Source organism: Corynebacterium mustelae, from assembly GCF_001020985.1.
Classification (GTDB): Bacteria; Actinomycetota; Actinomycetes; order Mycobacteriales; family Mycobacteriaceae; genus Corynebacterium; species Corynebacterium mustelae.
In genome coordinates this window covers 1875051-1896383 of the sequence record NZ_CP011542.1, presented here as the reverse complement: position 1 = coordinate 1896383, position 21333 = coordinate 1875051, and the positions used below count along the sequence as shown (strand labels likewise).

Here is a 21333-nt window from a genome sequence, read left to right as displayed (position 1 = left end):
ATTGCATATCTGGTCTATAACAAAGTGCAAGCCTCGCCCGAGATTTTCACCACTTTGGCTGAGGCTTTCACTAAGGTTGGGGGGAAGCGCTGATGGAAACGTCGAAAAGCAGGCGCCACGGGTTTTTGGCATCGGCCAATCACTTGTACAAAGTTAGGTGAGGACGAAAACAGCTGTGAGTGACTCTAAGGATTTCATCGATCAAGGTGTTGGTACTCCCGATCGACTGCAACGGTTGTGGGCTCCTTATCGGATGAACTATATCCGTAATGACGGAGTTAAAAGTAGCGGCGTTTCGACGGCGCAGAAGATAACCAACGGTGATACGGAAAAAAATAACGAAGTACGTGTGGATCACCGACCGAATCCCTTTGTCGAAATTCCAACGTTGTCAGATGAAGACGGGCTTATTGTGGCGCGTGGGGAATTTGTTTACTGCGTATTGAATCTTTTCCCATACAACTCGGGGCACATGATGGTCGTGCCGTATCGTCAAGAGCCAGATTTGGAAAACTTGCGACCAGAGGAGTCAACAGAACTCATGGCGTTTGCCCAGGCTGCAGTTCGGGTGTTGAAGAGCGTGTCTCGCCCGGATGCCTGCAATGTGGGATTTAACCTCGGCCGTTCAGCGGGTGGATCGGTAGGGGAGCACCTACATATGCACATCGTGCCGCGGTGGAATGGAGACGCGAACTTCATGACGGTACTGGGTGAAACTAAAGTTCTCCCGCAATTATTACGGGAGACACGTCACCTGCTGGCTAAGGCATGGTCAGATCTAGCCGCAGAGGATCCGGATTTTCCGGGAGTTGCACATGCTTAGTGTGAGTGGACGCAAACCAGCGGCAGTGGTGATAGAACCGCTTGCTCGGTTATTAAACAAAATGGGGCTTAGCCCTAACACAGTAACGGTGGTGGGCGCCTTAATCACTACGGCAATTGCGGTGATCTTCATTCCTACCGGACACCTCGTGTTAGCGGCAGTATTATCCGGTGTCTTTGCAGCGCTGGACATGGTCGACGGCACGATGGCTCGCCTACAAGGCTACGGCACAAAATTCGGCGCGACGCTAGATGCGACCTGTGACCGGATAACTGACGGGGCGCTATTCGCCGCAATTACCTGGTGGCTGATTTATACCTACAAGCCGCATGCCAGCGTGATTATCGCGAGTTTTATCGTATTGGTTTCCTCGCAGGTGATTTCGTACGTCAAAGCCCGCGGCGAAGCCTCAGGTTTTGAAGTGATTGGCGGTTTGATTGAACGGCCAGAACGGTTGATCATTGGTCTTACCGGAATCGGTTTGACGGGCTTAGGCGTTCCTTACGCCATTGATGTGGCGTTATGGTTTTTAGCCATCGGCAGCGTGATCACTGTTGGTCAACGTCTTTTGATCGCCGCGAAAAGCCCCCATGCATCCGAGGCGATCGCTGCACCAGTCGGTGCCACGGAGTGCGAACCAATGGCCCCGCAGAAGTAAGCGGCACGAGGATCTAAAACAATGAATAGTATTGCGTCTACCAATGAAGGTTTGTTGTTCTCACGCTTTTCGACGACCCCACCAAGCTGGGAAACAATAAACGCATGGGGATATTACGCGGGTTGGGCACTCATGAGTCGATTGCCCAAACACCTGACAGCACAGATATTCATATGGGGGGCGGATCATGCAAGCGATAACGGCGCTGGTATGAACCAACTGCGTAAGAATCTAAGCCGAGTTGTTGGAAAGGAAAACGTAACCCGGGCGTTAATACGTGACTCAATGCGGTCCTATGCGCGCTATTGGTACGAAGCGTTTCGGCTTCCAGCGATGATGAAAGATCGCAGGGTCATCGAAAAGATAGATCGTCAAGTGATGGGAAAGCAGCATCTGTTGGAAGCGGTAGCAAAACCAACCGGAACGATCGTGGTGGCAACCCACAGTGGAAACTGGGATCTAGCCGGAATGTATGTCGCATCCCAGATCGGGACGTTTACGACAGTGGCGGAGCGGCTTAAACCGGAAAAGCTTTTCGATACCTTCGTGAAGTTTCGGCAATCGCTAGGCTTTAATGTTTTAGCGCATACCGGTGCGCCGGGGGAGCGTTCTGCCTACGAAAGACTGAAAGATGTCGTTGCTGCAGGCGGCACGGTGGCTATTGTCGGTGACCGAGATCTGAACGGTAAGGGCGTGGAAGTGGAGTTTTGCGGTGAGACCACCACTTTGCCGACGGGAGCAGCACGGTTGGCTCTGGAAACTGGCGCCACCTTGTTGGTTATCGATAACTGGTTTACTGGCACCATTTTTCAGCCCGGGTGGGGGATGCGGTTTTCGCCACCGATCGAGGTTTTTTCCACAGATGATGTTTCGGATGTCGTGCGCAGGTACAGCATAATTATGGCGGATAATATCCGTAAGCATCCGGTAGATTGGCATGTGCTTCAACCCTTTTGGAGCGCTGATAGAACTTCTAACAAATAGCTAACACCGATAACAACCGTCCGTTTCCGTTATGCTACATAGATAGTAAAAGTTCAGTGACGTTGCGATTGTGTGTCTGTTAACCGGATATTTAAGACAGTGTATTGTGTGGGTTGCCTTTGGCTTGCGAAGTGAGCGAAGGTGTGAGGATTAGATGGGTTGAGAGATATGCGAATAGGTTTTGTGTGCCCCTATTCTTTTGACGAACCAGGCGGCGTTCAAGCCCATATCCTTGATCTTGCGACAAAACTGACGGAGCAAGGCCACGACGTGAAGGTGATAGGGCCGTGTGGCCCAGACACTGATGTGCCCGATTTTGTGGTGCGTGGTGGGCGTAGTTTTCCCATCCGATACAATGGCTCGGTTGCCAGGTTGTCGTTCGGGCCGTGGACGTTTGCCAAGGTGAAGAAGTTCATTTCCGACGGCAATTTCGATATTCTGCACATCCATGAACCCAATTCACCCAGTTTCTCACTTGCGGCGCTCATGCTTGCTGAGGGGCCGATCGTGGCTACTTATCACACATCAGCGCAGGGGTCTATGTTACTCAAGCTTGCGTTGCCACTATTGCGGCCATATTTGGAACGCATCCGGGGCGGAATTGCTGTGTCGGAAATGGCTCGCAGGTGGCAGGTGGAACAATTAGGCGGCGATCCAGTTCTTATTCCCAACGGGGTGGATATTGAGTTTTTTGCAAAATACGCGAGTCGACAAACAAAAAGCGTTGCGGCCGAAGCAATAACAAAACCTGAGATTGCTTTCCTCGGCCGAATAGATGAACCCCGGAAAGGATTAGATGTTTTATTAAAGGCACACCTCTTAACGGACTACCTGTGCAATATCACTGTTATTGGGGGCGGAAAGGGCAGACGAAAAATACGGGGTGTGTATTTCGCTGGCCGCGTTGATGACGACGAGAAAGCAAGGTTATTGGGCAAAGCGGATATATACGTTGCCCCCAATACCGGCGGTGAAAGCTTTGGCATTGTTTTAGTCGAAGCCATGGCTGCAGGCTGTGCCGTTATAGCTAGTGATCTTGAGGCATTCGCAGCAGTTTGTGCCACCGATTCGGAAACCCCGGCTGGCTTATTGTTCAAAACTGACGACCCGCAGGACTTAGCACGTGCCATTGAGAAAGTCGTGAATGACTCGCAGTTGCGGGAACAACTGGTTCGGGCAGGTGCGGAAAGATGCCATAACTACGACTGGGATCATGTAGCCCAGTCTGTGCTACGAGTCTACGAAACAGTATCTGATGGGACGAAAGTCCAGCTTGCAGCGAAACCGGAATCTAGGTGGCGGCAATGGGCACAATAATTGCAGTTATTATCGCTGTCATTGTTACGGCAGCAGTCTTTTGGGCGTCAAGTACCGCCCAACGTTTGCATCGACTTCACGTTCGCACGGATGCAGCACGACTAGCATTGCAAGCAGCACTCGATCGTCGGGCAGCGGTGTTAGCGGCAGTAGATCCCACGGCCAGTGCTATGGCGCACTCCGCGGAATCGGTGATGCTGGAATACGATTCGTTTTCGCACCGTGCGGAAAAAGAACGGGAAATCACCGCCGCAATTGCAGCACTAGGCCCGCAACCACCGATAAGTATTGTGGAGGCGGAGGCACGTCTGCAGTTAGCACACCGGTTTTATAATGACGCAGTCAGCGATACCCGTGCTCTACGGGTACGCCCCGCCGTCCGATTGCTCCGACTCGGCGGAACCGCCCGGTTACCGGAGTATTTCGAATTGACTATGTAAGAACCACGTGATGAGGGGTTAATTATCGCCTGATCGGGACGCAAGAAACCGAACAGATTGCTTCGCATTCTCACCCCCGGGTGTTTTCACCAGCCAAATACCAGCGATGATGGTAGCCACCACCATGAGGATGTTTCGTGCAGCCAACCCTACTACACCGATCGTCATCTCACTAACGTTATCGGTGAGTTCGTGATAGTGGAATGGGTAAACCACCTGACCGAGAAGTGCCATGCAGTAAATAAGTACAGCCATGAACAGTGGAAACTTCAGTTTGCGGGCGCGCAACAGTGCAACCGCAAGAACTGGCCCAAGCCAGACTATGTATTGTGGCGAGAACACCTTATTAGAAATGATCAACATCACAATCAAGAAAATCCACAGCACCACCGTTTGATCTGGACTCCAACCGCCTACCCACAGTCGTCGAAAAGCCCACAGAGCAGCGGCAATTAACGTAGCTAGAAGCAAGAAACTGCTTAGCCCAATTGCGGTAGCAACCCCCGGCCCACTAATTTCATAGCTTTTCGACGCCGCATAAAACACCACGTAGTTTTCAGCGGTCCTGGTGTTTGCTAACCACATAAACGGCGTGGCCGCAACCGACTCAATTTGCAATCCGCGCTCACCCTGATAGGAAAACGGCGATAACAAGCGGTCGATACCCGAAAACGGGATGACAACTCCCGTAATTAACACCAACGACGCAATAAAAATACCGACCCGCACATAAGTTTTGCTGCGCCGGATAGAATCCACCAATCCCACGATCAACACCCCAGGCCATAACTTGATCATCACAGCTATCGCCAATAATCCAGCGCTGCATCGCGGCGCTAAGAACAAACAAATAGCAGCAACACCGACTACCACTGAAGGAAAGATATCAAGACGGTATACGCAAACATGTCCAACAACTAATGAAAACCCACCCCAAAAAACCGCGGCCGTTATTCTAGCCTGTGAGGAAACAGCAATGCGGGTATGCAAAATTATGGCAAAGAAAATCGCATCAAGGGCGTAGCAAACCATAGTGAACATCGCCAAATAATGATCAGAAGAACCATTACTGAACCACAGGGCTACATATGCGGGCCAGGTGCCAACAATCGGATACTCCCGCATTGCAATCGGATTCAACCCCGAAACCGCGTCGAAATAATAGCGGACGTCTCCGTCTGGAACCGTATTAATCACCAATAACCGCAGCAACAACCCATGTGCTATCAACCACCACAACCACAACAGTCGTACCACTTGTGGCTGTACTTCGCCCACCTTAATGACAGTGGCACCAGACATCTTAAAAACCTTTACGCCGATGAAAAAAGAGTGTTGTACGCCAAGCCTGACGAAACAACACTCATAGTGTAGCGATAGAAAACCAACCCGTAGGTGCTAGCCCTAACTAGTCAATACCCCCTCAACATCAACTGGCGGGCCAAGATAAAGCAAAATCGAGAAAACCACTGCCACTATAACCGCTAATACCACGCAACTTACCACCGGATTTCGAACCACAATCGCAAGAATCTTCTCCGACACGGATCTCGGACTATCACCGCGACGGAACCGCCACGAATCACTCAACATGCCCCGTCGATCCAAGACGATAGTAAACGGCAACGCTGCCCACGGAATCGCCGAAACCGCTAAGCCCGCGATACCCCACGGCGCATCCCACCTATCGTTGATCCAAATACCAATAGTGACGAAAACAAAACATAAAAACCCAAAGCCGTGAATGGAACCAGCTATCGGAACAACCGCCTCGGTGACACCGCTGTACTTTAAAACCATTCCGACAATAAGAAACGTCCACGTCCCCATCTCTATAAAAGCCACAACCCTATGCAACCGACGCGGCGAGGAAAAAACTCCATCATGCGAACCAATTGTTGCCGAATCTGAATAATCAACCATGCAACAACAGTAACCGACACGTTTGCAGCTCGTATATCCCCAAACCCACCCCGGGCCTAAAATCAACCAAATGAACTGAAACCCCAGTCAACCAAGAGGTTGAAAAATTAAAAAAGAAAACATCCACCTTTCTCCCGCAGCCAGCCTTGAGCAAAACTGCATTCACTACCTGCGTTACCTTTAGACCAAACCAAAAGTGCTTAAATAAACACCGAGAATTAACTACTAATAAGGAAGCCAAACCACCGACAGATGAACCCCGGAAATCAGCAACGCAGCAAAATAGAGCACATACTCGACATCGAACAAATTGATACACGCATCTTTCGTGGTCCAGTTACACCCTCAACCTTCACCCGAACCTTCGGCGGACAAGTAGCATCCCAAGCTCTAGTATCTGCAATCCGCACCGTCACCAGCGACATGGGCGTACACTCACTCCACGGATACTTCGTCGGGCCCGGCGACTCAACTCAACCCACCATTTACAATGTCGACGATATTCGCCACGGTCGATCATTCACATCCCGGCACGTCACCGCCATTCAAAACGGCGAAACGATATTCAGCATGCAGTGTTCATTCCACCGTCGCACCGACGAAGGAATAGAACACTCCGATGACATGCGTGACGTACCCGATCCTGAATCAATCACTGTTGAACCAGATAACCTACCAGCAAGCAGCCGTGCGCTCCTTGAAGAATGGACTGACTGGGATATCCGCCAAGTACCACCAGACAGTTATGAACACAACCGCCTAACCCACGGTCAGCAACTTGTTTGGTTCAAAACCAAAAACCAATTACCAGACGACGAAACTTTCCATCTTTGCACGCTGACATACATGTCAGATATGACACTCCTACACACCGCCCTGGTTCCGCACAGAGGGCACCCTGTCCAAATGGCATCACTTGACCACGCACTATGGTTCCTCAGGCCCTTTCGAGCCGACGAATGGCTGCTCTATGACCAAATTTCACCCTCCGCACACGCAGGACGCGCGCTAACCCACGGACGAGTCTTTAACCGAGCCGGCGACCTCGTGGCAGTTGTCACCCAAGAAGGGCTAACAAGGAACCTCAAACAAGGACAACAAGCCCTACCCCTGAAGAACCTAGCCACCGGCCAGCAATAAAAAGCCAACACAAAAGCAAAAACACCAATGGACTATTCTCACATCCCATCCGTGCCGTATAATTTTTGCGTTACTTTAAAACCCACACAAAACTCAAACTAAATCTAATAAACCTGGGTAAAACCCACCGAAAAAAACTTACGAAAGGACCACCATGGCCGGCCACTCAAAATGGGCAACCACGAAACACAAGAAGGCAGCAAATGACGCAAAACGCGGAAAAGAATTTGCCAAACTCATTAAAAATATCGAAGTGGCGGCCCGCACCGGTGGCGGCGATCCATCAGCAAATCCCACCCTTGACGATATGATCCGGAAAGCCAAAAAAGCCTCCGTTCCCAACGACGCCATCGAACGAGCACGCAAACGAGGCTCCGGTGAAGAAACCGGCGGTGCAGACTGGCAAACCATAATGTACGAAGGCTACGGACCCAACGGCGTGGCAGTTCTCATCGAATGTCTAACCGACAACCGCAACCGGGCTGCCACTGAAGTTCGCACCGCCATGACAAAAAACGGTGGAAGCATGGCTGAATCCGGCGCAGTCAGCTATATGTTCACCCGCAAAGGAATAATTCTGGTAGCCAGCGGTGACCTAAGCGAAGACGACGTATTGCTAGCAGTTCTTGATGCCGGGGCTGAAGAAGTAAATACCGTAGGCGAAAAGTTCGAAATCGTCTGCGCGCCGGGCGACTTGACCACAGTTAAAGAAGCCTTGGTTGAGGCAGGAATTGAGGTGGAAGACTCAGACTCGGATTTCCGCGCCTCGGTCGAAGTTGCGTTGGAAACTGCCGATGCTAAGAAGATATTCAAGCTTATTGATGCTTTGGAAGATTCCGACGACGTTCAAAACGTCTATACCAACATGGATTTATCTGAAGAGGTTATTGCTGAATTGAACGCGGAGTAATCGAAAACCCCCAAGCGTTGGTTGCAGATTAAGCAACTGGCCTTGGCGAACAGCTATGCCACTACAGCGGTGATTGGTATCGTCCGACCACCGCTGTTTTTAATTAGTGAATACCCTATTGGCGGTTTATAACCGGGATGGCAGCAGCAACGTGCTAAATTTCAGGCTGTAATGAGGCGAGTTTTCGTCAGCGCCTGAATTTTCATGCCGATCATGAATTGTAATATTATATTAGAAATAATGTTCGATATTTCTGCGGTCATGGCGCGGTGATCTGCTAATAGGTAATGGTAGATACAGAATCCGCTTGTGTGGATTTAACGGCCGCATTGAACACTTGGGAAGGTTGCATGTAAGTGTCAGTTGTTTCAATCGAAGGGCTGCGGGTCATGGGAATTGACCCAGGTCTTACCCGGTGTGGATTATCGGTGATTCAGGCTGGGCGGGGACGCGCGGTTATTCCAGTTGCTGTTGGGGTAGTGCGTACCCCAACAGATTCTGACGTAGCTGTTCGATTATTTGAATTAAGCGAGGCTGTCAATGAGTGGATGGATTCGTATCAGCCTGATGTGGTCGCTATTGAGCGGGTATTTGAGCGTGGAAACGTTTCCACAGTGATGAACACAGCGCATGCGGTGGGTGTATTGATGCTTGCTGCTGCTCAACGAAATATCGACGTGCACCTGTATACGCCTAGTGAGGTTAAAAAAGCAGTTAGCGGGAATGGTCGGGCCGATAAAAAACAAATGACCGCGATGATCACCAGAATCCTGGGCCTATCAGAACCACCCAAGCCTGCGGACGCCGCTGACGCGTTAGCGCTTGCAGTCTGTCACTGTTGGCGGGCTCCATTATTGGCTAAACACCGTGAAACTGAGAGGTTAACAATGAAACAAGCCCGGCACATGAATGGCGTTTTAGGCCAAGCAAAACAAAAGGCAGCGCAACGAGCTGACGGGATGCCGGAGGAATTGGCTAGGGCGGCAAACACTTCGCCCAAAACATGATTGAGGAAATTGTAACTTGGCTGCGGATTACCGTGGCTAGGCCGTAAAATCGTCGAAAGACTCCCTTTTCGGCGTGCCACGTTTAGCAACAAGAAAGTAACGAAATGATTGTTTCACTGCGCGGCACCGTTTTAGATATTCAGCTGCAATATGCGGTTTTAGAATGTAATGGTGTTGGGTATAAAGTTCTTGCTACCGCCAGGACCCTAGGCCAATTAGCTCGAGGTGAAGAAGCCTTCCTACTTACGACGATGGTGGTACGGGAAGACTCACAAACCCTGTACGGATTCATTGACGAGGAATCCCGCGAGATGTTCGGTTTACTGCAAACCGTATCTGGGCTTGGTCCGAAATTAGCCTTAGCAGCGCAATCGGTGTATTCGGCAGCGGAGTTGGTTCACGCAATTACACATAATGATGCAAAAACCCTGCAAAAAATTCCTGGTGTGGGTAAGCGCATGGCTGAGCGGATGGTTGTGGATTTGAAGGATAAAGTCTCAACACTTCAGCCAACTGCGCTGCAAAAACCTGGTACAGAGCTTTCAAGTTCTAGCTCATCCGACGTTGCGGTAGCCGCGCAGGTGGTAGAAGCACTAACCGGATTAGGATTCACTGAAAAGGTGGCAGAACCCGTAGTAGTAGCCGTTATGGCAGAAAACCCCGACGCCGATACAAGTATGGTTTTGCGTGGCGCGTTAAGTGCCTTGTCCAAGAAATAGAACAAGGAACATGACAATATGGCGAATGTGGAAAAAACAGAATTCTCGGTTCCGGACAGGCCAGCTCGCAGCGATGATGCGGCGATAAACACACATGCTATGCCGGAGGAGACTGACATTGAAACAACGCTGCGTCCCCGCAGCCTACATGAATTTATTGGTCAGCCTAAAGTACGCGATCAACTGAATTTGGTTTTAACTGGCGCAAAAAATCGGGGTGTAACTCCAGACCATGTTCTTCTATCCGGCCCTCCTGGGCTCGGTAAAACGACGATGGCGATGATTATTGCCTACGAAATGGGAACTAGCTTACGAATGACCTCGGGGCCAGCGTTGGAGCGCGCAGGTGATCTTGCTGCCATGCTGTCGAATCTTATGGAAGGAGATATCCTTTTTATCGACGAAATCCACCGCATGGCGCGACCCGCTGAGGAGATGCTGTACATGGCGATGGAAGACTTTCGGATCGATGTCATTGTGGGTAAAGGGCCAGGTGCGACTTCAATCCCGCTGGAATTGGCACCTTTTACCTTGGTAGGTGCTACGACACGTTCTGGCATGTTAACCGGCCCTCTACGCGATAGATTTGGTTTTACCGCGCAAATGGAATTCTATGCCACCGATGATCTAACGCAGGTGGTTACCCGAGCTGCAAAAATTATCGGAGTTCCCATTGATTATGACGCGGCAGTTGAAATCGCATCACGGTCACGGGGTACTCCCCGTATTGCTAATCGCCTATTGCGGCGAGTACGTGACTATGCGGAAGTGCATTCCGACGGGCACATTGATCTTGCTGCTGCCCAGCAAGCTCTCATTGTGTTTGATGTGGACGAAAAGGGGCTGGATAGATTGGACCGTGCGGTTCTCAGTGCCTTGGTTCTAAGCCATGGTGGTGGTCCAGTAGGAGTTTCCACTTTGGCAATTGCAGTCGGCGAGGAGCCATCTACGGTAGAAGAAGTTTGTGAACCATATTTGGTTCGTGCAGGAATGATAACCCGTACCGGACGGGGACGAGTAGCAACAGCCGCAGCATGGCACCACCTGGGGTTAGAGCCACCAGAGGGAAGCACTGCACCGTTATTCTCTTAAGTTTTTATAGGAGGGGCATCCCTAGCTTTCCGTCTTTTTCTGGCATATTAACAACCATGTTTGATTCGGTATTTTTACTCATTGTGGTGCTCGCTCTGGTGGCACTCCCAAGTTTCATCATCCAGCGGAAACAACGTCGGCATTTGGATAAGATTCGTGAGATACAAGACTCCGTCGTAATAGGGGATACCATTGTGACAACGGCTGGGCTGCATGCAGTGGTTCGGGGCATTTCCGAAACCACCGTTGAATTAGAAACGGCATCTGGTGTTGTTTCCACCTGGGAAAAATATGCAATTCTTCGCAACATCACCCAGGAACCCGTTTCGGATATAGCGACACCGTAACAGTAAATATGACAGGACCCCGCGTGTGGATAGCTGGTAGTTAGAGCAAATCCTGATGGTGGGGTTGGAACTGCTTAATCGCAAAAATAGTGGAGAACTTTCCTGTCATATCGCACTTAAGCTAGCCTATGCCGTAGCATGTTTCGTTGTGTGTTTTGAGGTTTTCTTAAGGCACGAAAGCTCCATGGACATAAGTGTGCTCATGGTGTCTTTGAAAAGCTGCATTAAGTAGTCGAACTCAGTCGTGTTCGACCAGTATTTGAGGAGATGGATCAGTGGCTTCGAGACTCCGAAGCGGCGGTACCCGATGGGAGACATGGCCGAAGAAAGCTATTGCTTTGTTCATTCTGCTTCTATTGGCGATATACGCACTTATTTTTTTCACAGGTGACCGTAGCGCCACCCCTCGGCTTGGTATTGATTTGCAGGGTGGTACTCGAGTTACTCTGGTTCCCCAGGGTGAGAAACCAACCCCTGAACAGCTAAGCCAAGCGCGCACAATTCTGGAAAACCGCGTGAATGGAATGGGTGTTTCCGGAGCCAATGTGGTGATCGATGGCGACACCTTAGTGGTAACTGTTCCTGGTGAAGACACGTCCCAAGCCCGGGCAGTTGGTCAAACGTCACAGCTGTTCTTCCGTCCAGTAGCCGTTCCGGGTGCCGTCGACAACGCGACCGTAATTCCTGAGCTTGAAAAGATGGCAAACCGGTGGGTTGAGGTCGGTGCTATCAGCCCGGAAAAAGCACAAGAGCAATTGGACCGAGCAGAGGAATTACTAGCTGCCACCCCACCTGCTCCTGCCGAGGGAGAAAATGCGGAACAACCTAAACCAGAAAAACCTGAGCTTAAGATCTCAGCATCCGCGCCCGATGAGCCAGCCAATTCGATTGAATCGACGAAGCAGCGAGAAAAGACACTGGAAATTCTCAAAGCCGACCGACAATCTAGCGACCCCGCTGTCCAATTGGCAGCTTCCACTTTGTTGGTATGTGATGACACTCCAGACCCGTTGCAAGGAACAGACGATCCTGCGAAACCACTGGTAGCTTGCGACCCAGGCCAAGGGCAAGTGTACATATTGGGCGAAGTTCCATTACTACAAGGCCAGATAGATACTGTTAACGGCAAACGGCTAACTGGTGACGAGATCGATACCGGTCGGCCTATTACCGGTGGCTTGAACCCACAAACTGGCCAAATGGAAATAAACTTCGCTTTCAAGGCGGGAGCAGGCGACCAAGGGTCGGCTACTTGGTCTGCGTTAACCCAGGAATATTTGGAACGACAAGTTGCAATTACCCTCGATTCCAAAATCATATCCGCACCGGTAATTCGGGCGGCTACCTCGGTAGGTGAGGCAACCTCTATTACTGGTGACTTCAGCCAGGCTGAGGCTACCGAACTAGCCAATAATTTGCGTTATGGTGCTCTTCCGTTGAGCTTTGCCGGTGAGAACGGAGAACAAGGCGGAACAGCAATTACGGTACCGGCTTCCCTTGGTGTTGCTTCGCTGAAAGCAGGCTTGATCGCAGGGTTGGTTGGTTTTGCACTGGTGGCTCTTTATTCGCTGTACTTCTATCGCTACTTCGGCTTGATCTCATTATTCTCGTTGATTCTTTCCGGAGTATTCGTCTACGGTTCCCTTGTTTTGTTGGGCCGGTTAATTGGTTACTCGCTAGACTTGGCGGGTGTTGCTGGTTTGATCATCGGTATTGGCACCACTGCGGACTCCTTTGTGGTGATCTATGAGCGGATTAAAGACGAAGTGCGTAGTGGGCGTACGTTCCGGTCGGCTGTTCCACACGCCTGGGAGCGGGCGAAGTCGACAATTATTACGGGTAACTTTGTTACGCTGATTGCTGCCGTGGTGGTGTATTTCCTTGCGGTCGGAGAAGTTAAGGGCTTCGCTTTTACTCTCGGCTTAACGACGGTCTTTGACTTGCTTGTCACTTTCCTTCTCACAGCACCCCTCATTATCCTGGCGTCGCGCAAGCCGTGGACGGCAAAGCCCGCTGTTAATGGTTTGGCTAAAGTCTTTGCGCTAGCTGAAAAGACGGGGACTGCTCGGCAATTCCACAATGAGCCAAAGCGGGGCTGGGATTGGAAACAAGAACAAGCAGAATCTGAGCCGGAAGTTGAAGACGTGGAGCAGCGATTAGCACGAACCCATGGGCATTTGATTTCTAATCCAGTTAACCCTGATCAGCCCGAATCTCAACCATCGGAATCGGAAAGGGAGAAATAACAATGTCTTCCACTAAAACTATGGAAAAGATCTTTACCGGTGAAGGTGGTATCGATTTCGTCGGAAAGCGGCGAATCTCTTATTGGGTGACGCTTGCTATTCTCGCTGTCTGCCTACTAAGCATCTTGATACGGGGCTTCAATTTCGGCATAGATTTTGAAGGCGGTACCAAAATCAATATGCCTGCTGGAACGCTGGAAACCACCGCCGTGTCGGAAACATTTAAAGAAGCCACGGGGGTTGAACCCGCCATTACACAAATTGTCGGTTCAGGTGACACTCGTATTCTTGAAATCAATTCAGAGCGGTTAAGTCAAGATCAGATTGATAAAGCTCGAGCAGCTATTTTCGAGAAATACCAACCAACTGATACAGACGGCAAGCCAAGCCCGGACGTGATAGGTGACTCAACTGTGAGTGAATCGTGGGGTTCCACAATCACGAATCGAATGCTGATTTCGATGGGCGTATTTTTACTAGCCGTATTTGTCTACATTGCGCTGCGACTGCAACGAGAAATGGCTGTTGCTGCTCTAGGCGCGCTTTTTGTGGACTTGTCATTCATCGCTGGTTTGTATGCGCTGATTGGTTTTGAGGTAACACCGGCATCTGTGATTGGTTTGTTGACAGTGTTGGCATTCTCCTTGTACGACACAGTGATCGTTTTTGACAAGGTTCGTGAAAACACCACAGGCTATCTCGGAAACAAACAAATGACTTACGGCGAGCACGCTAACTTAGCTATCAATCAGACTGTGATGCGTTCGATCTCCACCACTGTTATCTCCGTCTTACCGATTCTTGCATTGATGGTCATCGCAGTGTGGCTGATGGGAGTGGGCACGCTCAAGGATCTAGCTCTTGTGCAGCTGATAGGCGTAACTTGGGGTACAATTTCCTCGATCTTCTTGGCAACACCATTCTTGGTATCTTTGAAGAACCTTAATAAGGAAACCAAGAAGCATAATGCACAAGTCGCTGCCTATCGTTCCGGAACTGGCATAGCTGAGGAAGATTCCGTTGATTTCAAACGTCGGGTTTTAAGTCCTGAGCGTACGGTCGATTCACGACCCAGCGGCCAGGGGCCAAGTTCTACGGGATCCAGTTGGCGACCGAACCGGCAACCGTAATTTTCGCGCCATCCGCATCAGATTGTCGACGTTAACGCGTGCACAGAATCTGATGCGGATTTCTTATTGCCAAAAGGCAAAGTTAAAAGTTGAGGTTGAGGGATTTAACGATACAATCAATGAAGTCAATAACATCCTGATAACAAAATGAGGAGTCTCGGACACTATGACTCAAACGCGATTGCTGCACGCTTCGGCAAAGCCGTTAGGAAGCGGCGTGCATCGATTCTTTTCGCGGAAGCTACGCACAGGCGCGATGAGCGCTGTGTTAGGACTCTCATTGACGTTAGCCAGTTGTGGATTTGGATCTAATTCCGATGATGCGAATTCGCATGATTACTTTGGCTACGCCATCGATGACTACCTGATTACCACCAATGTTTCGACAACCGTTGGTTTTTCTAGTAATGCCCACCAGCTGGCGGGGCGACTCTACCCTGGTGTGTACGTTAATGGGCCGAAGGGGCAACGCATTCCAAATTCGGATCTTGTTCAGGTTCGTGCGCTCCCTGGGGCCCAGCAGCGCGTAGAATACCGAATTTCCGATAAAGCTGTTTACTCAGACGGGCAACCTATTACGTGTGATTCATTCCTGTTGGCATTTGTTGCGGCATCGGCACGGCCACTCTTCGATTCATATATTCCATTGATGGATCAAGTCGAGCGGGTTGACTGCACGCCAGGAGCAAAACTAGCCACTGTGGTGTTTAAAGAGAATTACGGTGATCGATGGCGGTTTTTGTTCAGTGGTGGAAGTTTGCTGCCAGCACACGCGATAGCAGCCAAACTCAACTTAAGCCTTGAAGACTTCAACCAAGCTTTGCAAACATACGACGATAGCTTACTTCCTAAGATCGCACAGGTGTGGAACACTGGTTTCGACCTCCAAGCCTTTGACCCTCAACTGCAAGTAAGTTCAGGCCCGTTTTTCATCGAATCTGTGGGGGCTAATGGGGAAGTGACGCTAAGTCGTAATGACAAGTATTACGGTGAAAAACCAGTACTTGACAAACTCGTCGTCTGGCCCAAAGGCACAGATCTGCAGAAGCTGGCTACTGACGGCAATCTTCAGATTGCTGAAGTCGATAGTGTTTCGGAAACGAAATGGATTGATCGAAATGATCCAGAAAACATTTACGAGATAGAAGCAACCGCCGGGGTGTTGACAGATCATTTGGTTTTAGGTTCGGCAGGAGTTTTCCAAACCAAAGAAAACAGACAAGCGTTCGCCTCGTGCGTGGACCAAGCTGCCGTCGCCCGGGCGTCGTCGAAAAGCTCAGGTGTGACTGTAGATCCAGTTGCGACACGAACTATTCGGGCGCGTGACAGCATCAATCAACATCTTTCTGACATTACTGACCCTCACTTGGGCATGAATTTTGATGCGGCTCGTAGGCTGGAAGGTCAAACTGTTCGGATCGGTTATTTCGCGCCTGATGCGCGAAAAGCAGCAATGGTGGAATCGATTCGCAGCTCTTGTTCGGAAGCCGGGATCATTGTCGAAGACGTGTCGGCGGATTTTGCATCAATTGGAAATCTTCCTCGGACCTTTGAAAACAGTTATGGTACCGAATTCACCACCGATGGTGGTGCTGATGCGATGTTGCAAGCACTAGATCCGCAATACAGTTTCGACGCGGTAGAACACGTATCGAATGACATTGAGGCAGTGCGAGGCGCTGAAGCCCGAAGCTGGGATGATGTGGAAACCATACCTTTGGCAAGTCAACCACGGATTTTTATAGCTGACCGCTCGGTAAAAAACGTTGTGCATAACACTGATTTGTATGGAATTGGCTGGAATCTCGATCGGTGGGGGGAAGACGAAATCCATAGTTAAATGGTGATTTTCCATGGGGGCAACCCACAACGAAGATTTGGTGTCGCCTGCAAAGAACAAATACCTTTATGGGGGAGGCTTTTTCCGGTTACTTCCCTCAATTTCTAACGAAAGCACTTTTGATTTATGTCTGTTAGTACGTATTGCGATGCTCGTGAGGCGCTACGTGTTAAAACTCGTTTTGTGCCAGGTTTCCCTGTAGAAGGGATTGTTTTCGAAGACCTCACCCCAGTATTGGCAGACGCGGAAGCGTTTCATCTGCTTGTCGACGAACTTGCTGCTGCGGCACGTAAAATGGGTGCCGAGATGATCGGGGGGCTTGACGCCAGGGGCTTTCTTCTCGGTTCCGCTGTGGCCTATAAGCTTGGCCTGGGTATTCTTGCTATACGAAAGCGCGGAAAGCTACCACCGCCGGTACATACCAAAGAATATGAGCTGGAATATGGAACAGCAGCTTTAGAACTTCCAGCAAACGGAATTGAGTTAGAGGGCGTCAAAGTTGTGCTAATCGACGACGTCTTGGCAACTGGTGGCACTTTAGTAGCGGCTAGGGACCTGATCCGCCAGCTTGGTGGGGAAGTCGCTGGTTACGGAGTGGTTTTAGAGGTGGTAAATTTAGACGGCCGGAAAAAGCTACAAGGTGCTCCTGTATTCGTCGTCAATGATCTGCAAACTTCGTAGTGGCATTTTTCATCTAATAACCGCCAACTGCAGTTGAGTTTCAGCGTGTGCGGATCTGGTATCTCGGAATTGTTAAATACTGCCGCATGATTTGAAGTAATGGCTGCATCTAGATGGAGAAAGCTTTAAAATTAAAACTTACCTTGCTTTTGAAAGGCGTGAACATGACACAGCAGCGAACGATGAAACAGTCGAGCACTATGCGTAGCATGTCCGCACGCCTGGCCCGGAGCTTGACTGGAAACCGTGGGAAAATTAACCCGGTGTTGGAACCTCTTTTGAGTATCCACCGTGAGTTTCACCCAAAAGCGGACGTAGATGCATTATCGCGGGCATATGATACTGCAGAACGACTGCATAAGGGGGTTTTTCGGAAGTCTGGTGACCCCTATATCACTCATCCGCTCGCTGTAGCCACTATTGCCGCTGAGATCGGCATGGATACCACAACACTGATAGCTGCATTGTTGCACGACACCGTGGAAGACTGTGACTACAGTTTGGAAGAATTGACGGAAGATTTCGGCGAGGAAGTCGCCAGGCTTGTCGACGGGGTGACGAAGTTAGACAAGGTCGCATTGGGGGCAGCAGCTGAGGCGGAAACCATTCGTAAAATGATCGTTGCCATGGCGCACGACCCGCGCGTTTTGGTGATCAAAGTGGCCGACCGGCTACACAATATGCGCACTATGCGGTTCTTGCCGCCGGAGAAGCAAGCCAAAAAAGCACGACAGACTCTAGAAGTAATCGCCCCGCTAGCGCACCGATTAGGTATGGCCAGTGTGAAATGGGAGTTAGAAGACTTGTCGTTTGCCATTTTATATCCCAAAAAATACGACGAAGTGGTTCGGCTTGTAGCCGACCGCGCCCCATCACGCGACCGTTATTTGAAAGAAATCACGGCGATTTTGCAGCAAGGGTTGAAAGAAAACAACATTGATGCAGAAGTCATGGGGCGGCCTAAGCATTACTGGTCGATTTATCAGAAAATGATTGTCCGTGGCAAAGATTTCGACGAAATTTTTGATCTGGTGGGAATCAGAATTCTTGTCGACAGTCTCAATAATTGTTACGCCGCTATTGGTGTCGTGCATTCGTTATTTGCGGCCATGCCAGGACGGTTTAAAGATTACATCTCCTCACCGAAATTCGGTGTGTACCAGTCGCTACACACCACGGTAATGGGGGATGGCGGCAAACCATTGGAAGTACAAGTTCGCACTCATGAGATGCACTTTAACGCTGAATATGGCATCGCAGCCCATTGGCGCTATAAAGAGACAAAGGGTAGCCACAGTGGCGAACAGGCTGAAGTCGATCAGATGGCGTGGATGCGCCAGCTTCTCGATTGGCAGAAAGAGGCAGCTGATCCCAATGAGTTTCTTGATTCTCTGCGGTACGACTTAACAAGCAAGCAGATATTCGTATTCACACCCAAAGGTGATGTCGTTAATCTGCCGATGGATGCAACGCCTATTGATTTCGCCTATGCAGTCCACACCGAAGTAGGGCACCGATGTATTGGTGCGAAAATTAACGGGAAGCTCGTTGCACTGGAGTCAACGCTCAAATCGGGTGACCGGGTGGAAATTTTCACATCGAAAGACCCCAATGCTGGACCATCGCGTGACTGGCAGGATTTTGTTCGTTCGCCGCGGGCGAAGGCGAAAATACGGCAGTGGTTTGCTAAAGAACGGCGAGAAGAATACCTTGAAGCTGGACGTGACGCCTTAGCTGCTGAGGTGCAACGTGGTGGTTTACCAATACACCGGCTATTTACCGCTCAATCCATGAAAGCGGTGGCAGCGGAGCTTCATTACGCAGATGTGGATGCGCTATACACCGCAATTGGTTCCAGCGCAGTCTCGGCAGCGCACGTAGCTAATCGATTAATGGCCGCTTTTGGCGACGCTGATGACGCGGCCGATACCCTGGTAGCCCGAACTCCTTTTAGTGAATTAGTTAACGCCAAGCACAAGGCTGTGGCCGATGGCACAGGGATTTTAGTCGAAGGTAGTCCAGACGTCATGGCTAAACTGGCTAAATGCTGTATGCCGGTGCCTGGCGATGCAATCTTTGGTTTTGTCACCCGGGGCGGTGGCGTCTCGGTGCATCGTACCGACTGCACAAACGCGGAAAAGCTAGCGGAAGAGCCGGAACGAATGATTAACGTTTCGTGGGCTTCTGAAGGGCACGGTTCAGTATTCCAGGCCACCTTACAGCTGGAAGCGTTGGATCGAAATGGACTGTTGATGGAGCTCACCCGTGTAATAAATGAACAGCAAGTGTCCGTTGTCGCTATGAACTCTCATTCGTCTGAAGATCACGTCGCCACCGTCAGATTTACTTTTACTGTTTCCGATACCAAGCAATTAGGTTCGCTCATGACTCAATTGCGTAATACTGAAGGGGTTTTTGACGTTTACCGCGTAACTTCTGGTGGTTAAAAATAAAAAAGCCGGGACTAACAACTGTAGTCCCGGCTTTAATTGGTTTTATGCTATTTTAATCCGCCGAATTTGGAGATCAGGGTGACGAGACCAGTTAGCGTGGTAATCACAACGGATACCAACTTTATCCACGACAGGATGGTGTCTGTTTGGGATTCTGGCTTATCCTCAGACTTATCTGAGTCGGAGGCGTCCTCATCTGACTTCTTGTAACCGAAGATCCCCCGAATGGTATCGAGCACATTGGAAGTGGAGGATCCTGAGCTTTCCTTCTTGGACCCACTAGGCTTTTCGCTTGTAGTGGTGGATTCCGCTGGAGTTTTGTCGGAGACGGTTTCAACCGAATCAACCTCATCGGCGGACGTTTCAACTGCGGTGGTTTCAGTCGTGGTAGCAATTTCCTGGGCTTGTACTGGAGCGACGACGCTGCTAAATAGGACAGCGGTTGTGGCGGTCAACGCAATCAGGCTCTTCTTTAGCTTCATTTGGTGGGTTGTCCTTATAGTGCAGGAGTTGATATGTAAATATAACCGCATGTAAACCTACAACAATCGCCTCCCGCAAGGGAGGCGATGAAGGGGAACAAGCGAAATAGGTTACTTGTTGAACAAGTTAGGAACCTTGGAGACGAAGGTCAAAACCGAGGTCATAACAGTGATGATGGTACCGATGATAGCGATCCACTCACCGATCTTCTTTGCGGAAATGTTGCCACTGGTGTCGTCGCGAGAGCCTTTACGAAGTTGGTCGCCGATCGACAGGTTTTCGTTGCATTCCCGGATTTTCTCTTTGTCGCCCTTGTGCTTCTTTTCGCAGGACTCATACTCGCCTGAGGAAGAAGAGCTGGAGGAAGTGCTGGTGCCGCTTTGCGCCTTGTCCTCTTGTGCGATTGCTGGGCTGAATGCAGAAACGGAAACTGCTGCTGCGGTGGTAACCGCCAGGACTGCTTTGCGGGAGAAAAGCTTCATGAATTTTCCTTATGTTTGAATCTTTAGGAACAAGCCTGGGACTACTATAACGAAAGAGCTGGAGTTTTGCAAGGAAAACAATGGGATTTTCCTGTGTGACTCGGTTCCTTCCGCTAACTTCTTCACGTGAGACTGACGGATTCGTCTTGTTATCCACGAACCGCTGAGTGTGTTGGGGGTTTCCAACTTACACTGCATTGTGACGTGAACTGTGAAGGGTGAAAGGGCTTTCCTATTTGTTGTTGAACTGGTTGAAGGTATTGCCTGCCAAGGTGAAGGCATTGGTTATGGTCCTGATGATGGTGTCAACAAGGTTGATCCATTCCTTCATTTTGGTGGCACTGATGATGCCGTTGTCATCGGTAGAAAGCGATGACATGCCGACGAGAACGTCACCAAACGAGGTGCCACCCTCGGTGGTTTCTTCCTGGGCCATGGCTGGGGTTGCGGTAGCAATGGTAACCGCAGCAACGGTTGCCACAAGAGAATTGCGGAGAATGCGCTTCATACTTGTCTTCTTTCGAAATGTGGGTGTAGATCGTCGGAAAACCTTAAATCAAGGAATCCAAGTTTTGTCGATCCAAACCGCAGTCGGCAAATAGGCTGAGGCCTTCGGATCGCTACCAACAAGATAGGCTTTATTGCCGTTGCTGGCAAG

21 protein-coding genes are annotated in these 21333 nt (G+C 50.1%); 16 read left to right on the top strand and 5 right to left on the bottom strand.

Features of this window, described 5'->3' with window-relative positions; genetic code table 11:
* The first annotated feature begins 175 nt into the window (after nucleotides 1–175).
* The 5 genes from CMUST_RS08630 to CMUST_RS08610 all read left to right on the top strand — a co-directional run bounded on the left by CMUST_RS08630 (nucleotide 176) and on the right by CMUST_RS08610 (nucleotide 4222).
* Nucleotides 176–823: an HIT family protein gene (locus CMUST_RS08630; protein WP_236690094.1), complete on the top strand. Its 648-nt coding sequence runs from the start codon at nucleotides 176–178 to the stop codon at nucleotides 821–823.
* Entirely contained in the window at nucleotides 816–1481 is a 666-nt protein-coding gene (gene pgsA / locus CMUST_RS08625; RefSeq protein WP_047262184.1) for a phosphatidylinositol phosphate synthase, read from the top strand. Before CMUST_RS08630 ends, pgsA begins: the two co-directional genes overlap by 8 nt.
* Nucleotides 1482–1502: 21 nt before the next feature.
* The gene (locus CMUST_RS08620) at nucleotides 1503–2465 is read left to right on the top strand and encodes a phosphatidylinositol mannoside acyltransferase (RefSeq protein WP_144414158.1); all 963 of its coding nucleotides are present in this window, start codon (nucleotides 1503–1505) and stop codon (nucleotides 2463–2465) included.
* A 168-nt stretch (nucleotides 2466–2633) separates the two neighbouring features.
* Nucleotides 2634–3782, top strand: coding sequence for a glycosyltransferase family 4 protein (locus tag CMUST_RS08615; RefSeq protein WP_047262183.1), 1149 nt, complete (start codon nucleotides 2634–2636; stop codon nucleotides 3780–3782).
* The gene (locus CMUST_RS08610; protein ID WP_047262182.1) at nucleotides 3770–4222 is read left to right on the top strand and encodes a hypothetical protein; all 453 of its coding nucleotides are present in this window, start codon (nucleotides 3770–3772) and stop codon (nucleotides 4220–4222) included. The genes CMUST_RS08615 and CMUST_RS08610 overlap by 13 nt, the downstream gene beginning before the upstream one ends.
* 18 nt (nucleotides 4223–4240) lie before the next feature.
* Here CMUST_RS08610 and CMUST_RS08605 read toward each other — a convergent pair whose 3' ends face one another.
* Nucleotides 4241–5524, bottom strand: a complete 1284-nt coding sequence (locus CMUST_RS08605; protein ID WP_052844602.1) for a hypothetical protein — start codon at nucleotides 5522–5524, stop codon at nucleotides 4241–4243.
* A 102-nt stretch (nucleotides 5525–5626) separates the two neighbouring features.
* A complete protein-coding gene (locus tag CMUST_RS08600) occupies nucleotides 5627–6145 on the bottom strand; it encodes a DUF3817 domain-containing protein (RefSeq protein WP_047262181.1) in 519 nt (172 codons plus the stop codon).
* A gap of 252 nt (nucleotides 6146–6397) precedes the next feature.
* On the opposite strand from CMUST_RS08600, the gene CMUST_RS08595 reads away from it, so the two are divergent.
* The 11 genes from CMUST_RS08595 (at nucleotide 6398) to CMUST_RS08545 (ending at nucleotide 19704) form a co-directional block, all read left to right on the top strand.
* Nucleotides 6398–7285 (top strand): acyl-CoA thioesterase, encoded by an 888-nt coding sequence (locus tag CMUST_RS08595; RefSeq protein WP_047262180.1) that lies wholly within the window; start codon nucleotides 6398–6400, stop codon nucleotides 7283–7285.
* Between the two features lie 154 nt (nucleotides 7286–7439).
* A complete protein-coding gene (locus tag CMUST_RS08590; protein ID WP_047262179.1) occupies nucleotides 7440–8195 on the top strand; it encodes a YebC/PmpR family DNA-binding transcriptional regulator in 756 nt (251 codons plus the stop codon).
* Between the two features lie 389 nt (nucleotides 8196–8584).
* Nucleotides 8585–9202 carry a crossover junction endodeoxyribonuclease RuvC gene (gene ruvC, locus CMUST_RS08585; RefSeq protein WP_047263501.1) on the top strand — a complete coding sequence of 206 codons (618 nt, stop codon included), beginning with the start codon at nucleotides 8585–8587 and terminating at the stop codon, nucleotides 9200–9202.
* Nucleotides 9203–9306: 104 nt separating this feature from the next.
* A complete protein-coding gene (ruvA, locus tag CMUST_RS08580; protein WP_047262178.1) occupies nucleotides 9307–9921 on the top strand; it encodes a Holliday junction branch migration protein RuvA in 615 nt (204 codons plus the stop codon).
* A gap of 18 nt (nucleotides 9922–9939) precedes the next feature.
* Nucleotides 9940–11013, top strand: coding sequence for a Holliday junction branch migration DNA helicase RuvB (gene ruvB / locus CMUST_RS08575; RefSeq protein WP_047262177.1), 1074 nt, complete (start codon nucleotides 9940–9942; stop codon nucleotides 11011–11013).
* 56 nt (nucleotides 11014–11069) lie between these two features.
* Nucleotides 11070–11360 carry a preprotein translocase subunit YajC gene (gene yajC / locus CMUST_RS08570; protein WP_047262176.1) on the top strand — a complete coding sequence of 97 codons (291 nt, stop codon included), beginning with the start codon at nucleotides 11070–11072 and terminating at the stop codon, nucleotides 11358–11360.
* 332 nt (nucleotides 11361–11692) lie between these two features.
* The gene (gene secD, locus CMUST_RS08565) at nucleotides 11693–13606 is read left to right on the top strand and encodes a protein translocase subunit SecD (protein ID WP_407922007.1); all 1914 of its coding nucleotides are present in this window, start codon (nucleotides 11693–11695) and stop codon (nucleotides 13604–13606) included.
* A 2-nt stretch (nucleotides 13607–13608) separates the two neighbouring features.
* The gene (secF, locus tag CMUST_RS08560) at nucleotides 13609–14736 is read left to right on the top strand and encodes a protein translocase subunit SecF (RefSeq protein ID WP_047262174.1); all 1128 of its coding nucleotides are present in this window, start codon (nucleotides 13609–13611) and stop codon (nucleotides 14734–14736) included.
* Between the two features lie 256 nt (nucleotides 14737–14992).
* Nucleotides 14993–16576, top strand: a complete 1584-nt coding sequence (locus tag CMUST_RS08555; protein WP_047263500.1) for an ABC transporter substrate-binding protein — start codon at nucleotides 14993–14995, stop codon at nucleotides 16574–16576.
* Nucleotides 16577–16702: 126 nt separating this feature from the next.
* Nucleotides 16703–17257 carry an adenine phosphoribosyltransferase gene (locus tag CMUST_RS08550; RefSeq protein WP_047262173.1) on the top strand — a complete coding sequence of 185 codons (555 nt, stop codon included), beginning with the start codon at nucleotides 16703–16705 and terminating at the stop codon, nucleotides 17255–17257.
* A 164-nt stretch (nucleotides 17258–17421) separates the two neighbouring features.
* On the top strand, nucleotides 17422–19704 hold the full coding sequence (locus CMUST_RS08545; RefSeq protein WP_047263499.1) for a RelA/SpoT family protein: 2283 nt from the start codon (nucleotides 17422–17424) through the stop codon (nucleotides 19702–19704).
* 53 nt (nucleotides 19705–19757) lie between these two features.
* Here CMUST_RS08545 and CMUST_RS08540 read toward each other — a convergent pair whose 3' ends face one another.
* The 3 genes from CMUST_RS08540 to CMUST_RS08530 all read right to left on the bottom strand — a co-directional run bounded on the left by CMUST_RS08540 (nucleotide 19758) and on the right by CMUST_RS08530 (nucleotide 21183).
* Nucleotides 19758–20192: a hypothetical protein gene (locus CMUST_RS08540; RefSeq protein WP_047262172.1), complete on the bottom strand. Its 435-nt coding sequence runs from the start codon at nucleotides 20190–20192 to the stop codon at nucleotides 19758–19760.
* Nucleotides 20193–20303: 111 nt separating this feature from the next.
* Nucleotides 20304–20675 carry a hypothetical protein gene (locus CMUST_RS08535; RefSeq protein WP_047262171.1) on the bottom strand — a complete coding sequence of 124 codons (372 nt, stop codon included), beginning with the start codon at nucleotides 20673–20675 and terminating at the stop codon, nucleotides 20304–20306.
* A 232-nt stretch (nucleotides 20676–20907) separates the two neighbouring features.
* Entirely contained in the window at nucleotides 20908–21183 is a 276-nt protein-coding gene (locus CMUST_RS08530; protein ID WP_047262170.1) for a hypothetical protein, read from the bottom strand.
* Between the last annotated feature and the right edge of the window lie 150 nt (nucleotides 21184–21333).

Coding starts and splice junctions, on each gene's coding strand:
- pgsA (WP_047262184.1), top strand. CDS start 816: ATGCTTAGTGTGAGTGGACGCAAACCAGCGGCAGTGGTGATAGAACCG.
- CMUST_RS08620 (WP_144414158.1), top strand. CDS start 1,503: ATGAATAGTATTGCGTCTACCAATGAAGGTTTGTTGTTCTCACGCTTT.
- CMUST_RS08615 (WP_047262183.1), top strand. CDS start 2,634: ATGCGAATAGGTTTTGTGTGCCCCTATTCTTTTGACGAACCAGGCGGC.
- CMUST_RS08610 (WP_047262182.1), top strand. CDS start 3,770: ATGGGCACAATAATTGCAGTTATTATCGCTGTCATTGTTACGGCAGCA.
- CMUST_RS08605 (WP_052844602.1), bottom strand. CDS start 5,524: ATGTCTGGTGCCACTGTCATTAAGGTGGGCGAAGTACAGCCACAAGTG.
- CMUST_RS08600 (WP_047262181.1), bottom strand. CDS start 6,145: ATGGTTGATTATTCAGATTCGGCAACAATTGGTTCGCATGATGGAGTT.
- CMUST_RS08595 (WP_047262180.1), top strand. CDS start 6,398: ATGAACCCCGGAAATCAGCAACGCAGCAAAATAGAGCACATACTCGAC.
- CMUST_RS08590 (WP_047262179.1), top strand. CDS start 7,440: ATGGCCGGCCACTCAAAATGGGCAACCACGAAACACAAGAAGGCAGCA.
- ruvC (WP_047263501.1), top strand. CDS start 8,585: ATGGGAATTGACCCAGGTCTTACCCGGTGTGGATTATCGGTGATTCAG.
- ruvA (WP_047262178.1), top strand. CDS start 9,307: ATGATTGTTTCACTGCGCGGCACCGTTTTAGATATTCAGCTGCAATAT.
- ruvB (WP_047262177.1), top strand. CDS start 9,940: ATGGCGAATGTGGAAAAAACAGAATTCTCGGTTCCGGACAGGCCAGCT.
- yajC (WP_047262176.1), top strand. CDS start 11,070: ATGTTTGATTCGGTATTTTTACTCATTGTGGTGCTCGCTCTGGTGGCA.
- secF (WP_047262174.1), top strand. CDS start 13,609: ATGTCTTCCACTAAAACTATGGAAAAGATCTTTACCGGTGAAGGTGGT.
- CMUST_RS08555 (WP_047263500.1), top strand. CDS start 14,993: ATGAGCGCTGTGTTAGGACTCTCATTGACGTTAGCCAGTTGTGGATTT.
- CMUST_RS08550 (WP_047262173.1), top strand. CDS start 16,703: ATGTCTGTTAGTACGTATTGCGATGCTCGTGAGGCGCTACGTGTTAAA.
- CMUST_RS08545 (WP_047263499.1), top strand. CDS start 17,422: ATGACACAGCAGCGAACGATGAAACAGTCGAGCACTATGCGTAGCATG.
- CMUST_RS08540 (WP_047262172.1), bottom strand. CDS start 20,192: ATGAAGCTAAAGAAGAGCCTGATTGCGTTGACCGCCACAACCGCTGTC.
- CMUST_RS08535 (WP_047262171.1), bottom strand. CDS start 20,675: ATGAAGCTTTTCTCCCGCAAAGCAGTCCTGGCGGTTACCACCGCAGCA.
- CMUST_RS08530 (WP_047262170.1), bottom strand. CDS start 21,183: ATGAAGCGCATTCTCCGCAATTCTCTTGTGGCAACCGTTGCTGCGGTT.